A 14,163-nucleotide genomic window follows, 5' to 3' on the forward strand; every position below is an offset into this window, starting at 1 on the left:
GAGACAGGCGGGGTGTCGGAGGCGGCGCCGCGCGCGGCGGGCGGCACGGCTGCGGCGGCGGGGGCCGCGGTGGCCGTTTCGGCGGCCGGCGGCGGGGCGACGGGTTCGATCGAGTCGTTCATGATGGGTCCGGGGTCGGGCGAATCGAAGGATGGGAAGGGGCGGCCGTGCGCGCTCAACGCAGTGCCGGCGTATCGGGCGCGGGCTGCGCGCGCCGGGCGGCCGCGGCGTCGCGGCGCCGCGCGAGCCACGCGTGGACGAAGCCGAACACCACCGGCACGAACAGCAGCGTCGACACCGTGCCGAACGCGAGGCCGCCAATCACCGCGCGGCCGAGCGGCGCATTCTGTTCGCCGCCGTCGCCGAGGCCGAGCGCCATCGGCAGCATGCCGATCAGCATCGCGAGCGCGGTCATCACGACGGGGCGGAAGCGGTTGAAGCCGGCATCGAGCGCCGCTTGCCACGGCGACGCGCCGCCCGCGAGCAGCTCGCGCGCCGCGTTCACGACGAGAATGCTGTTCGCGGTGGCGATGCCGATGCACAGGATCGTGCCGGTCAGCGCGGGCACCGACAGCGTGGTGCGCGTGACGAACAGCATCCATGCGATGCCGGCGAGCGACGCCGGCAGCCCGCCGACGATCACGAGCGGATCGAGCCACGACTGGAAGTTCACGACCATCAGCAGGTAGACGAGCGCGATCGCGAGCGCGAGGCCGCCGAGCAGGCCCGTGAACGATTCGTGCATCGCCTGCACCTGGCCGCGCAGCACGATCGACGAGCCGGGCGGCAGTTGCGCGCGTGCGGCGTCGACGAGCTTCGTCACGTCGGCCGTGACGCCGCCGAGGTCGCGCCCCTGCACCGACGCGAAGATGTCGAGCACCGGCTGCACGTTGTAGTGCGACACCACGGCCTGCTGCGTCGAGCGCGAGAACGTGCCGAGCGAGCCGAGCAGGTTCTGCGCGGGCGCGCCCGCGGCCGGGCCGCCGGCCGGCGTCTGCGGCGCGCGTGCGGTGCCGGCCGGCAGCGGCACGTTCGCGAGCGACTGCAGCGAATTCACCGTGTATTGCGGCGTCTGCACGAGCACCGGGTAGCTGACGCCGTTGCGCGGATCGAGCCAGAAGTTCGGCGTGGTCTGCGAACTGCCGGACAGCGCGATCAGCAGGTTCTGCGCGACGTCGCGCTGTTCGAGGCCGGCCTGGATCGCCTTCGTGCGGTCGACGTTCACGTTGATCGCCGGTTCGTCGCCGGGCTGCTGGATGCGTGCGTCGACGAGCCCGCGCACGCCGCGCAGCTTCGCGAGCAGCGCATTCGCGACCGCGCGGTTCTGGTCGAGCTTGTTGCCGACGATCTGGATGTCGATCGGCGCGGGCAGCCCGAAGTTCAGGATCTGGCTGACGATGTCGGCCGGCAGGAACGCGAACGTCACGCCGGGGAACGACTGCGCGAGCACGTTGCGCAGCTTCGCCACGTATGCGGCCGTCGACGCATGATTCGGTTTCAGCGTGACGAGCACGTCGGCGTCCTCGGAGCCGATCGGGTCGGACGAGTCGTACGTGAGGTTGATCCCGCTCACCGGCACGCCGATGTTGTCGAGCACGCCCGCGAGTTCGTTCGCCGGAATCACGCCGCGGATCTTCGCTTCGACTTCGTCGGTCAGCCGCGCGGTTTCCTCGATCCGCGTGCCGGTCGGCGCGCGCAGGTGCAGGCGGATTTCGCCGGTGTCGACCGACGGAAAGAAGTCCTGCCCGGCGAACGCGTAGAGGCCCGTCGACGCGACGCACGCGAGCAGGAACGCGGCCGCGAAGCGGCGGCGCCGCGCGATCGCCGCCGAGAGCACCGCGCGATAGCGCAGCCGCACGGCCTCGAAGCGATGCTCGAACGCGGCCTGGAAACGGGCGACGCGCGCGAATACGCCGCGCGGCGGCCGGCCTTGCCCCTTCGCGCGCATCAGCGCCATCGCGAGCGTCGGCACCAGCGTGCGCGAGAAGAAGTACGACGCGATCATCGCGAAGATCACGGCCTCGGCCAGCGGCACGAACAGATAGCGCGCGACGCCCGTGAGCAGGAACATCGGCACGAACACGATGCAGATCGACAGCGTCGACACGAAGGTCGGCACCGCGATTTCGCCCGCGCCGGTCAGAATGGCTTCCTCTAGCGGCGCGCCGAGCTCCAGATGATGCGTGATGTTCTCGATCGCGACGGTCGCGTCGTCGACGAGGATCCCGACCGCGAGCGCGAGCCCGCCGAGCGTCATGATGTTGATGGTCTGGCCGAGCACGGACAGCGCGAGCAGCGACGTGAGCACCGCGAGCGGAATCGATACCGCGATGATCAGCGTCGCGCGCCAGCTGCCGAGAAACAGCAGGATCATCAGCGCGGTCAGGCACGCGGCGATCAGCGCCTCGCGCACGACGCCCTGGACCGCCGCCTTCACGAACACGGACTGATCGTCGAGCGGCGAAATGTGCAGCGCCTTCGGCAGGCCGGCCGCGATCTTCGGCAGCATCGCCTTCACCTGGTCGATGATCGTCAGCGTCGACGCGCTGCCGGTCTTCTCGACCGTCAGCAGCGCCGCGCGCTTGCCGTCCACGCGCACGATGTTGGTCTGCGGCGCGTAGCCGTCGCGAACGTGCGCGACGTCGCGCACGTACACGACGTTGCCGCCGATCGTCTTCACCGGCAGGTCGTTCAGCGCGGCGACCGTCTGCGTGCTGCCGTTCATCTGCACGTTGTATTCGTGCGTGCCGATCTTCGCGGTGCCGCCCGGCAGGATCAGGTTCTGCGCGTTGATCGCGTTCACGACGTCGATCGGCGCGAGCCCCTTCGCCTGCAGCGCGCGCGTATCGAGATCGACGACGATCTGGCGGATCTTGCCGCCGAACGGCAGCGGCACGGCCGCGCCCTGGACGGTCGCGAGCTGCGTGCGGATGAAGCTGTTGCCGAGGTCGTACAGCTGCTGCTCGGCGAGCGTGCCGCTCGACAGCCCGAGCTGCAGGATCGGCACCGTCGACGCGTTGTACGTGATGATGTTCGGCGGCAGCGTGCCGGGCGGCAGGATGCGCAGGATCGACGCGGCGTTGCTCGCGGCTTCCGCGATCGCGCGATTGATGTCGGCGCCCGGATGGAAGAAGATCTTCACGACGGACACGCCGTTCAGCGACTGCGACTCGATGTGCTCGATGTCGTCGACGTCGGACGTGAGCGCGCGCTCGTAGTTCGACGTGATCCGCTTGGCCATGTCCTCCGCGGAGAAGCCGTTGTACGACCAGACGATGCTGACGACCGGAATGTCGATGCTCGGAAAAATGTCGGTCGGCGTGCGCAGCAGGGCAAGCGGCCCCGCGATGAAGATCAGCAGCGCGAGTACGACGAACGTGTAGGGCCTGCGTAACGCCAGCCGGACGATCCACATGATGGTGCTCCTCGAAGCAAGGCTCGGATGCGCATTCGATGCGACGAGCATGCAGTCTGCCGGCGCGGCGTTGACCCGACCCTGACCCGAAGATTACGAAGTCGTTATCTGTGCGGACGCGGTGGCGTCGGCCGCGCCGCTTCGTCCCTATAATGTCCGGCCGTGAACCTTCACGCGTTCCCGTATCCCGCCGCTTTCAGGAGCCTGACCGATGTCGTTGCGCACCGATGCAGATTTCTTCCTCCTTCTCGCCGATTCCTACCGCCGGCTGTTGCACCATCCGCTCGTTCCCGACGGCATGAGCGCATCCGACGGCGCCGCGTGGCTGTACGAGATGGCGCCGTTCGGCGTGCTGGCGCACGACACGTCGGCCGATCCGGTGTTCGTGTACGGCAACCGGCGCGCGCAGGCGATTTTCGAATACGACTGGGACGAACTGACGGCGTTGCCGTCGCGCCTGTCGGCGGAGCCGATGGAGCGGCGCGAACGGCAGATATTCCTCGACAAGGTGATGCGGGACGGCTTCGTGTCCGAATACCGCGGCGTGCGGGTCACGAAATCCGGCAAGCGGTTCTGGATCGAGCGCGCGACCGTGTGGCAGCTCACGGACGCAGACGGAATCGTGCGCGGCCAGGCCGCGATGATTCCGGAAGTGCGGCCGCTCGACGCGTCCGCATGAACGCGACGGTCGTCCGACGTGCGCGCCTGCGCCGTGCCGGGCGAGCCGGGCGCCCCTGCACGACGGGCGGCGGCGCCCGGATAACAAAACCGTAATCGAAGCCTCACCTTCAGGAAAGCGCGCGAATCGCAGAATGATCCCAACTCTTCATCACATCGATGGGGAGCGGATGTCCGGCCTGATCTGCGGACGCGAACACGCCATCTTTGAGAGGTGAACATCATGAACAACCTGATTCGTGCAGTCCTGCTTTCCTGTGCGCTGAGCGCACCGATCGTCGCATTTGCGCAAACCGCCGACCATGCGCTCACACGGGCCGACGTGCGCGCCGATCTCGTCCGTGTCGAAAAGGCCGGTTATCGGCCGGTCGGCAGCGATCCTTACTATCCCGAGGACATCCAGGCAGCGGAGGCGAAGGTCGCCGCCCAGCATCCGCAGTCGGTCGCTGCACGGCCGGATGCCGCCGCCGCGACGGGCGTGCCTTCGCTCGCATCGCTCGACACGCAGCAATTGTTCGAGCACCACTGAACGCGGTTTTTTCAGCCGCCGTCCGCCGCCGGCGTCGGGTCTTTCGACGCCGGCAACGTACCCGTCACGCAACGAATCGCTTTCGCTCGCGCGGTCGTGCCGGCGGCGCGTCCCCATCGAATCGTTCTCGGGAGTGTCATCATGAATCGCAAGCTTGTCGCCGCTGCGTTGCTCGCTCTTTGCGTCGGCACGGCCGCCGCCACGCCGGCCTTCGCGCGCGGCCAGCCGCAACTGCCGGATGACGACGGCGGGCGCGCGAGCGTGCTGCACGCGCTCGATCCGGAGTCCGATGCGCCCCGGGCGCATGACACGCGGCCCGCGAACGCTCAGGCCGCGCCCATCAAACGTGCGCCGAGCGCGATTCCGCGCGCGGCGATCGATGCGCTGGCGGCGCGCTGACGGGCGTCCCAGCCGGCCAGCCCGGCGTCGAACCTGCTGCCGGGCGCGACGTCGCGCAACGCCTGCGCGAGACCGACCGCATCGTCGGCCGCTTTCGCGACGCCCGCCGCCGTGTGCGGGCGCACCATGCAGGCGGCGTCGCCGAGCAGCACCGCGCGCCCGAACGCCATCCGCTCGACCGCGAGATCGAGGATCGCCTGCGCGAATGGCGCGGGTGTCGCGTCGACGAGCGCGGCGAGCGTCGGCGCGAGCATCCGGTCGGCGGCGTCGACGAGTTCCGCGCGGTTGTCGTCGCGCATCGCGCCGGGCGGCAGCGACCCGTCGCGCTGCGTGCCGTCGCGTGCAAGGAACAGCGATGCCAGCCGGTCGGACGCGAGACGCCGGTACCACAGCCAGTTCACGCGCCGCCCGCCCGGTTCGAGTGCGCCGTCGGCGCCGGGCACCAGATAGGTGAGGAACAGGTGCCGGTCGCCTTGCTGGAACGTGAAGCGTTCGCGCAGCAGAACCAGCACCTGCTCGGGCAGCGCGCGTTCGTCGACGAGCCCGCGCCACGCGACATAGCCGGCATACGTCGGCCGCACGTCCGGCAGCAACTGCGCGCGCACGGTGGAGCGGCCGCCGTCCGCGCCGATCAGCAGGTCGGCCGTCTCGGCATGGCCGCTCGCGAAGTGCGCGACGATGCGCTCGCCGTCCTGCTCGAACCGCTCGAACGCGTCGCCGGCGTGGAGGATGCCGGCCGGCAGCGCACGCTTGAGCGCCGTGTAGATCACGTTCCACGCGGTCTGCGTCTGCGGCATCGCGAAGCGTTGCACGATCCGGTCCTGCGCGTCGACGTAGATCCGGTCGATCGAATCGACGCCGGCCGCGCGCGGCAGCGGCACGCCGCCGAACGCGAACGCGCGCTCGATCGGCGGCTGCAGCACGATGCCGCCGCCGCGGCTGTCGAGTTCGTGCGGCGATTGCTCGAATACGCGGACGTCCCAGCCGGCCGCGCGCAACGCGGTCGCCGCGAACAGCCCGCCGACCGATCCGCCGGCGATGACGGCCTTGCGACCCGATCCGTGTCCCATCCGATGGTCCTCCGATGATGCCGCGTGCAGCGGCGTTGCGTCAGCCGGCCCAGCCGCGCAGGAAATCGAGCAGCAGCATGTTCACGCGCTCGGGCTGCTCCTCGTGCGGCAGGTGTCCGCACTGCGCGATCGGCTCGGCCCGCAGGTTCGCCGCCATGCCTTCCCATACGGCCTTCATGTCGAACATCTTGCCGACCGCGTAGAAATCCTCGCCCCAGATCGCCATGGTCGGGCACGCGATCCTGACATCCGCATCGACGAGATCCTGCTGCACGTCTTCCGCGTTCGCGCGATAGTCGGCCAACGCGCCGCGCACGGCCCCCGGGCGCCGATACGCGCGCACGTACGTGTCGAACGCATCGCCCGAGATCGCATGCGGGTTGTAGCACCAGTCGGCGAAGAAATAGCTGAGCCATTCGGCTTCCTTGCCCGCGATCAGCGCCTCCGGCAGGTCGGGCACCTGGTGGAACAGGAAGAACCAGTACGCGCGCGCCGTTTGCGCGGTCATGTTCTGCGCGACGATGCGCGTCGGCACGTTGTCCATCACGACGAGCCGCTCGACGCGCGCGGGGAAGTCCTTCGCGAAGCGCGTCGCGACGCGTGCGCCACGATCGTGGCCGACGAGCGCGATGCGGTCGATGCCCAGCGCATCGAGCAGCGCGGCGAGATCGCGCGCCATGTTGCGCTTGTCGTAGCCGGCCGCGGGCTTGTCGGTTTCGCCGTAGCCGCGCAGGTCGGGCGCGATCACGCGATAGTGCCGCGCGAGCACCGGGATCTGGTGGCGCCACGCGAAGCTGGTTTCGGGAAAGCCATGCAGCAGCACGACGACGGGCCCGGCGCCGGCATCGATGACGTGCTGGCGGATGCCGTTCGCGGTAATGGTGTGATGGGTGAGTGCGAGCGTGTCGGTCGTCATGTGGGAGCCCCGGTTCGATGCGGACGGTGCGCGGTACGGCACGCGTCCAATGCTGTCCGAGCATAGGGCAAGCAGCGAACGTCGCGGCTGAATCGTTCTGAATCGGCCCGGGCGCGGTGCAACGCCACGCCGCGCCGCGGCATCACGCGCGGCGGGCGCGCTTCGCCGCTGCGTCGGACGCGACACGCTTCAGCGCGGCCGGCGTGCCGTTCAGGAACGCGTCGATCTGCCGTTCGATTTCCGCGTCGAGATCGTCGGGCACGGGTAGCCCGTATACCCACTTGCGCACGCCGAGATAGAAGATGCTCGCGTGCAGGCTCCACACCAGTTCGATTTCCGCATTGCGCTGCGCTTCCGACGCCGGCGTCGCGATGTCGTACGCGTGCCGCAGCTCGCGCAGCACCGGCAGGAACACGCGTTCGCGCAGCCGCGACAGATAGCGCGTGTTGAAGCCCTCGCGGCTGAGCCCCGCGAAAATGAACGTGCGGATCCATTCGCGCCGCAGGATCGTCTGCGCATACGACCGGTAGAACGCGACGAGCCGCTGCTGCAGCGGAACCGAGCGGTCGGCGATCAGTTTTTCCCACTCGGGATCCCACGTGTAGACCTCGTCGTATACGCGATCGATCAGCGCTTCCTTGCTCGGGAAATACCGGTAGAGCAGCGGCTGGGTCACGCCGATCTGCCGCGCGAGCTCTCGCGTGCTGCCGGAAAAACCGTGGGTCGCGAAGTGTTCGACCGCCTTTTCGACGATCTGCCGCTCGCGCGCTTCCGGCGTGAGGCGGCGGCCCGATGTGGCGGCGGTGTCGTCGGCGGTCGCCCCGCGCGTGCGGGGCGCTGCCTTGCGCTTGGTGTCGGTCATGCGTCGGCTCCTGAATGCGGCCATTCTGCACTTATCGATCGAAAAATAGCAAGGCGCGCCACCGCGAAGCCGGCCACGCGGCGCGGGCGTCGCCGCCCCGCGCGTTCAGAACGATTCAGTTCGCCGCCATGACTTTCAGGCCCGTATTCCGTAGTCTTGCTCCCGAGCCGCCGCACGCGGCCGAATCCCTTCGGCCGGCCCGGCCGGCGGCGCAACCGGAACGGACCATGCCTTACCTGATCTCGCCGGGAGCCGGCATCGCAGTCGGCCTCCCGCACCCCCTCGTGCACGTGCAATCGCCCGCGCCGCCGCCGATCGCCCTGGCGGGCCTGCTCGGCCTCGTCTCGCGCGAGCATGCGGTCGCGCTCGCGCGGGCGCAATGGCGCGCGCGCGCCGCGCAGGTCCGCGATGCGGGCACCGTCGACCCAACCGCGGAAGCCACGACATGCAGCCCGGGCAAGTAACGGCAGCGGGCGCGGCGGCCCCCGATCGCCTGCGCGGCGAGGATGTGTTTCTCGCCTCGATCGCCGGCTACGTCGACACGCTCGGCTTCGTCGCGCTGTTCGGGCTCTTCACCGCGCACGTCACCGGCAACTTCATCCTGATCGGCTCGGGCCTCGCCGGTGTCGGCCAGGGCCTGATGATCAAGTGGCTCGCGTTTCCGGCATTCATCGCGGGCATCGTGGCCGCCCGCCTGCTCGATCACCGGATGCGCGTGCGCGGGCATGGCCCGCGGGCGCGCTCGCTGTACGCGCTGCAGACGATCCTGCTGGCCGGCTTCATGCTCGCGGGCGTCGCGGCGTCGCCGATCGGCAGCGCCGATGCGCCCGCGACGATCGTCTGCGGGCTGCTGGGTGCGGCGGCAATGGGCGTGCAGAACGCGCACGGCCGGCTGACCGCGCGCACCGTCGTCGCGAACACCGTGATGACCGGCAACGTCACGCAGGCGGTCATCGATGCATTCGACTGGCTCGTGCCGATCGCCGCGCCGGCCGAACGGGAAGCCGCACGCGTGCGGCTGCGACGCACGCTGCCGCCGGTTGCCGGGTTCGCGCTCGGTGCGGGCGCAGGGGCGAGCGCCTACCTGTACGCCGCGTTCTGGGCGCTGGCGCTGCCGCTCGCGATGCTCGCTTTCCTCACCTGGCGCGCCGGCCGGACCGGCGACACGTCCGCGACGCGCTGAGCGCCGATACCGCGCGCGGTGTCGGCGGTGCGCGGCATCGGGGGCGGCGAAGCCGCTCCCGTTTCTTCATTCCGTCAACGCTGGCTTCGAGAATGGCTTGATTCAGGTCGGCAAGCGCCAGACGCCTCGACCGTTCACGGCTGATCTCCCGGAAACCGACACTCGGGGTGGCGGATGCGCAAATCACGCACAACGCGCGACTTCGCGCGCTGCGCCTTCCGTTCACGCTGTTCGGCAGCATCAAGAAGATGACGGCCTTCGTCGACGACGACGCGGCCCATGCGCGTGAGCTTCGCTCGACGTGTGCCTGTCACGTCGGTGTCGATTCGCGGTGCTTGACGGAAGCGTCGGAGGTGTGAGCGCCAGGTAACGGGCCGAACATGTGCTGGCTGCACTTCGCGTCGCGCCACGCGGTTCCCGGTCGGATGCCGTCGAGCATCCGTCGCACCACGGGAAGAATCTGTTCGCCGGCCAGAATGCCAAGCAGGCCGGCGAGGGCGACGGCGGGCGGCGCCGGCGATTGCACGCCGATCAGCGCGTAGACGACGCCGGCGAGGATGCCGGCGAAAAGCGAAGCAGTGTACGGTTTCATCGTTCTGGAATGAAATGACAGCCGTTAAAAATACGGATACCTACCGGTCTGGCGTCGATCCGAAAGTCTTGGGCCAGCCTATCAGGTCGGCGCGCTCGTCGTTGGCGCATTCAATGAAATTCAGAACTTTTCAGTCTGAATGTCGAGCGTGGCGAGAATCAGAACAATTAACTGGTGCGGCCGCACATTCGCGTATTGAATGACGCAGGCCGGCTGCCGACGCTTCCGACACCGCGCGTTGGACGCCTCGCGGATTCGTCGGCCAGGCGAGTCTCATTTTTCTCCGCGTCAAAGGACATCATCACCATGAGCAACCCCAAGCTTGAAGTACTTACCCCGCACAACAGCCAGCTGATCTTCATCGACCAGCAGCCGCAGATGGCCTTCGGCGTGCAGTCGATCGATCGCCAGACGCTGAAGAACAACGTCGTCGGGCTCGCGAAGGCCGCGAAGGTCTTCAACATTCCCACCACGATCACGACGGTCGAAAGCGAGAGCTTCTCGGGCCACACCTATCCCGAGCTGCTCGACGTGTTCCCGAACCAGAAGACGCTCGAACGCACGTCGATGAACTCGTGGGACGACCAGAAGGTGCGCGACGCGCTCGCCGCGAACGGTCGCAAGAAGGTGGTCGTGTCGGGGCTGTGGACCGAAGTCTGCAATACGACGTTCGCGCTGTGCGCGATGCTCGAGGGCGACTACGAGATCTACATGGTCGCCGACGCTTCGGGCGGCACGACCCAGGCCGCGCACGATATCGCGATGCAGCGCATGGTGCAGGCCGGCGTGGTGCCCGTCACGTGGCAGCAGGTGCTGCTCGAATGGCAGCGCGACTGGGCGCACCGCGAGACGTACGACGCGGTGATGGCGATCGCGAAGGAGCATTCGGGCGCATACGGGATGGGCGTCGACTACGCGTACACGATGCTCCACAAGGCACCGCAGCGTACCGCGACGCCGCACGAGTCGATTGCGCCCGTTCCGGCGAAGTAAGCGCGGACGGCCTGCAACGGCGGATGCCGGTGCGACGGATTCGATGCGAACGCGCCGCATCGGCTCCATTGCCGCGGGCGGCGGACGTGACCGAAAAAACGAATGCCGCCCGCGGCATGCCGTTCGGCACACCGCGCCTGCATTTGAAATTGTCCGGGAGATTGATCGCATGAAACCTTATCTGGTTTCCCTTGGTGCGGGCCTGCTGATCGGTGTGATTTACAGCGCCATCAAGGTTCGCTCTCCCGCACCGCCGCTGATTGCGCTGGTCGGGTTGCTCGGCATGCTGATCGGCGTGCAAGCGTTACCCACCGTGAAACAGCTGTTTGGCTTCTGATCAACAAGAGGTGATGCACATGACCGCAACCGTGACCCAACCGGATCTGATCCTGCACAACGGGCGCATCACGACGCTCGACCGCGCGAACCCTGTCGCGACGGCCGTCGCGATTGCCGCCGGCCGCTTCGTCGCCGTCGGCAGCGAAGCGGACGTGATGCCGCTCGCGGGCCGCGCGACGAAAGTGGTCGATCTCGGCGGCCGCGGCGTGCTGCCGGGCCTGATCGACAACCACTGCCACGTGATTCGTGGTGGCCTGAACTACAACATGGAGCTGCGCTGGGACGGCGTGCCGTCGCTCGCGGTCGCGATGGAGATGCTCAAGCGTCAGGTCGCCGTGACGCCCGCGCCGCAATGGGTGCGCGTCGTCGGCGGCTTCACCGAACATCAGTTCGTCGAGAAACGGCTGCCGACGATCGATGAGCTCAACGCGGTTGCACCGGACACGCCCGTGTTCATCCTGCACCTGTACGACCGAGCGCTGCTGAATGCGGCCGCGCTGCGTGTCGTCGGCTATACGAAGGACACGCCGGAGCCGCCGGGCGGCACGATCCTGCGCGATGCCGCGGGCAATCCGACCGGCCTGCTGCTCGCGAACCCGAACGCGACGATCCTCTACGCGACGCTCGCGAAGGGGCCGAAGCTGCCGTTCGAGTATCAGTACAACTCGACGCGCCATTTCATGCGCGAGCTGAACCGGCTCGGCGTGACGGGCGTGATCGACGCGGGCGGCGGCTCGCAGAATTATCCCGACGATTACGAAGTGATCCGCAAGCTGCACGACGCGGGCGAGATGACGATCCGGATCGCATACAACCTGTTCACGCAGAAGCCGAACGCGGAGAAGGAAGACTTCGTGAACTGGACGAAGAGCGTCAAGTACCACGATGGCACCGACTATTTCCGCAATAACGGCGCCGGCGAGATGCTGGCGTTTTCCGCGGCCGACTTCGAGGATTTCCGCGTCGCGCGGCCGGATTTGCCCGCGCAGATGGAGGACGATCTCGAAGGCGTCGTGCGCGTGCTCGCGGAAAACCGCTGGCCGTGGCGCATGCACGCGACCTATGACGAAACCATCAGCCGCGCGCTGGACGTGTTCGAGAAGGTCAACGAAGACATCCCGCTCGACGGGCTGAACTGGTTCTTCGATCATGCGGAAACCATCTCCGAGAAATCGATGGACCGGATCGCCGCGCTCGGCGGCGGCATCGCGGTGCAGCACCGGATGGCGTACCAGGGCGAATACTTCGTGGAGCGCTACGGCGCGCAGGCCGCCGAGGCGACGCCGCCTGTCGCGAAGATGCTCGGCAAGGGGCTCAAGGTGTCGGCCGGCACCGACGCGACGCGCGTCGCATCGTACAACCCGTGGGTATCGCTTGCATGGCTCGTGACGGGCAAGACGGTCGGCGGCATGCGCCTGTATCCGCAGCGCAACCTGCTCGATCGCGAAACCGCGCTGCGGATGTGGACCGAGTACGTGACGTGGTTCTCGAACGAGGAAGGCAAGAAAGGGCGCATCGCGGTGGGGCAGCTTGCCGACCTGGTGGTGCCGGATCGCGATTTCTTCGCGTGCGCGGAAGACGATATCGCCGGCACGACCGCGTTGCTGACGGTGGTCGACGGGAAGATCGTGTGGGGCGCGGGGCCGTTCGCGTCGCACGACGCGCCGATCCCGCCGGCGATGCCGGACTGGTCGCCGGTGCGCGAGTTCGGCGGCTATGGCGGCTGGGGCGCGACGCAGCGCGCCGGCGCGCCGTTGCAGCGCGCGGCGGCCGCCGCGATGTGCGGCTGCGCGAACGAATGCAACGTTCACCAGCATGCGCACGCGAGCGCATGGGCGAACGCGTTGCCGACGTCGGACGCGAAGGGTTTCTGGGGCGCGTTCGGCTGTTCGTGCTGGGCGGTCTGACAGGGCGATGCGTGCCACTTGCGACACCGCGGCGCAGGTCCGCGCGCTGCCGTCGCGGCCATGGGAAATCCAGCAGCGCGTCACCGTGCTCGGCGATATACGACGCCAGACCGGCAGCGCTCCCGCCATTCGGTGACGTTGCGGCGACCGCGCTGAAACGACGAGTCTGCGCCGTCTCCCGCCGGGCGGGAAGGCGCGCGCGCCGCTCGTGTTTCTCGCCGGTCGTCCGGCCGCCCGGACGCGTGGCCCGTATCCCGCTGAATCCGAATCCGCGCGCGGCGCTGGCCGCGCGCATCACCATCATGGAGAAAACCGATGAGTTTATTGAACCTGCGCAACATGCTGCGCATGACCGCCGCGTCGTCGGCCGTGCTCGCCGCGCTGCTGGCCGGCGCGCCGGCGCTCGCCGACGAAACCCATCTCGACGACATCGCGTCGCCGGTCGCCGCGGCGCGGTTCCCCGCCGTTGCGGTCGGCCCGCAGTACGACACGACCCACGTGTGCGTCGCGCCTGAGGACTTCGACCGCTTCACCGACAGCTTCGTCGCGACGTTCGGCGGCAAGAAGTCGAAGCAGGGCGTGTTCCAGGTCACGCCGACGCCGAGCCAGACGATGTCGCAGCTCGTGCTGACGCCGGTCGGCACGATCTCGGTGTTCGGTTTCAAGACGCCGATTCCGTATCCGTTCTGCGAGGAGCGCACCGGCTATCTCGTCACCGACATGGACGTCGCGGTGAAGTCGGCGCGCGCGCATGGCGCGGACATCGTCGTGGCGACGTTCCCCGACCCGATCGGCCGCGACGCGATCGTCCGCTGGCCGGGCGGCGTGAACATGCAGCTGTACTGGCATACGCAGGCGCCGAACTACGACCCGCTGCAGACGGTGCCGGAGAATCGCGTGTACGTGTCGCCGGAAAGCGCGGGCAAGCTCGCGCGCGACTTCGCCGCGTTCTCGCACGGCAAGATCGTGTCGGACGTGCGCCATGCGCCGGGCATCGAGATCGGGCGGCCGAACGACACGTATCGCCGCATTCGCATCGAATCGGGCTTCGGCAAGATGACCGTGCTCGCGACCGACGGCCATCTGCCGTACCCGTTCGGGCGTGAAATGACGGGCTACGAAGTGGCCGATCTCGCCGCGACGCTGAAGCAGGCCGAAGCCGCGGGCGTGACGGTGCTCGTGCCGCCGTTCAAGTCGGACGGGCGCGACGCGGCGCTCGTGCAGTTCCCGGGCGGCTACGTCGCCGAGATCCACGCGCGGTCGAAATGACGGTGCGCCGG

Annotated in this window: 15 protein-coding genes; 9 read left to right on the forward strand and 6 right to left on the reverse strand. The window is 68.4% G+C overall.

The features are described 5' to 3' along the window. Positions 1–175 precede the first annotated feature (175 nt). Positions 176–3,415, reverse strand: a complete 3,240-nt coding sequence (locus tag LGM42_RS29825; RefSeq protein WP_226234136.1) for an efflux RND transporter permease subunit — start codon at positions 3,413–3,415, stop codon at positions 176–178. Between the two features lie 211 nt (positions 3,416–3,626). On the opposite strand from LGM42_RS29825, the gene LGM42_RS29830 reads away from it, so the two are divergent. The 3 genes from LGM42_RS29830 (at position 3,627) to LGM42_RS29840 (ending at position 5,021) form a co-directional block, all read left to right on the forward strand. After that, on the forward strand, positions 3,627–4,094 hold the full coding sequence (locus LGM42_RS29830) for an MEKHLA domain-containing protein (RefSeq protein ID WP_226234137.1): 468 nt from the start codon (positions 3,627–3,629) through the stop codon (positions 4,092–4,094). 222 nt (positions 4,095–4,316) lie between these two features. Then, positions 4,317–4,622: a DUF4148 domain-containing protein gene (locus tag LGM42_RS29835; protein ID WP_060314497.1), complete on the forward strand. Its 306-nt coding sequence runs from the start codon at positions 4,317–4,319 to the stop codon at positions 4,620–4,622. A 141-nt stretch (positions 4,623–4,763) separates the two neighbouring features. Then, a complete protein-coding gene (locus tag LGM42_RS29840) occupies positions 4,764–5,021 on the forward strand; it encodes a hypothetical protein (RefSeq protein ID WP_226234138.1) in 258 nt (85 codons plus the stop codon). Here the strand turns inward: LGM42_RS29840 and LGM42_RS29845 are convergent. The 3 genes from LGM42_RS29845 to LGM42_RS29855 form a co-directional block, all read right to left on the reverse strand. Continuing rightward, complete coding sequence (locus LGM42_RS29845; protein ID WP_226234139.1) at positions 4,949–6,091, reverse strand: FAD binding domain-containing protein; 1,143 nt, start codon at positions 6,089–6,091, stop codon at positions 4,949–4,951. The genes LGM42_RS29840 and LGM42_RS29845 overlap by 73 nt on opposite strands. Positions 6,092–6,131: 40 nt before the next feature. Next, positions 6,132–7,007, reverse strand: coding sequence for an alpha/beta fold hydrolase (locus LGM42_RS29850; RefSeq protein ID WP_060314473.1), 876 nt, complete (start codon positions 7,005–7,007; stop codon positions 6,132–6,134). Between the two features lie 142 nt (positions 7,008–7,149). Then, on the reverse strand, positions 7,150–7,869 hold the full coding sequence (locus tag LGM42_RS29855; RefSeq protein WP_059579087.1) for a TetR/AcrR family transcriptional regulator: 720 nt from the start codon (positions 7,867–7,869) through the stop codon (positions 7,150–7,152). A gap of 227 nt (positions 7,870–8,096) precedes the next feature. On the opposite strand from LGM42_RS29855, the gene LGM42_RS29860 reads away from it, so the two are divergent. Together LGM42_RS29860 and LGM42_RS29865 are read left to right on the forward strand one after the other, a co-directional pair. Continuing rightward, complete coding sequence (locus LGM42_RS29860; RefSeq protein WP_226234140.1) at positions 8,097–8,333, forward strand: DUF1427 family protein; 237 nt, start codon at positions 8,097–8,099, stop codon at positions 8,331–8,333. Further along, positions 8,315–9,052, forward strand: coding sequence for a YoaK family protein (locus LGM42_RS29865; RefSeq protein WP_226234141.1), 738 nt, complete (start codon positions 8,315–8,317; stop codon positions 9,050–9,052). The genes LGM42_RS29860 and LGM42_RS29865 overlap by 19 nt, the downstream gene beginning before the upstream one ends. A 134-nt stretch (positions 9,053–9,186) precedes the next feature. Here LGM42_RS29865 and LGM42_RS33405 read toward each other — a convergent pair whose 3' ends face one another. After that, positions 9,187–9,333, reverse strand: coding sequence for a hypothetical protein (locus LGM42_RS33405; RefSeq protein WP_373453028.1), 147 nt, complete (start codon positions 9,331–9,333; stop codon positions 9,187–9,189). Between the two features lie 29 nt (positions 9,334–9,362). Further along, positions 9,363–9,644: a XapX domain-containing protein gene (locus LGM42_RS29875; protein WP_081066619.1), complete on the reverse strand. Its 282-nt coding sequence runs from the start codon at positions 9,642–9,644 to the stop codon at positions 9,363–9,365. A gap of 306 nt (positions 9,645–9,950) precedes the next feature. Here LGM42_RS29875 and LGM42_RS29880 point away from each other — a divergent pair, with 306 nt between their 5' ends. The 4 genes from LGM42_RS29880 (at position 9,951) to LGM42_RS29895 (ending at position 14,152) form a co-directional block, all read left to right on the forward strand. Then, positions 9,951–10,637: a hydrolase gene (locus LGM42_RS29880; RefSeq protein ID WP_059579098.1), complete on the forward strand. Its 687-nt coding sequence runs from the start codon at positions 9,951–9,953 to the stop codon at positions 10,635–10,637. Between the two features lie 169 nt (positions 10,638–10,806). Continuing rightward, entirely contained in the window at positions 10,807–10,974 is a 168-nt protein-coding gene (locus LGM42_RS29885) for a DUF1427 family protein (RefSeq protein ID WP_059579100.1), read from the forward strand. A gap of 19 nt (positions 10,975–10,993) precedes the next feature. Further along, complete coding sequence (locus LGM42_RS29890) at positions 10,994–12,883, forward strand: amidohydrolase (protein ID WP_226234142.1); 1,890 nt, start codon at positions 10,994–10,996, stop codon at positions 12,881–12,883. 315 nt (positions 12,884–13,198) lie between these two features. Continuing rightward, positions 13,199–14,152 carry a VOC family protein gene (locus tag LGM42_RS29895; RefSeq protein ID WP_226234143.1) on the forward strand — a complete coding sequence of 318 codons (954 nt, stop codon included), beginning with the start codon at positions 13,199–13,201 and terminating at the stop codon, positions 14,150–14,152. Positions 14,153–14,163 lie beyond the last annotated feature (11 nt).

It is taken from the genome of Burkholderia sp. AU39826, assembly GCF_020419965.1.
Taxonomy (GTDB): domain Bacteria; phylum Pseudomonadota; class Gammaproteobacteria; order Burkholderiales; family Burkholderiaceae; genus Burkholderia; species Burkholderia semiarida.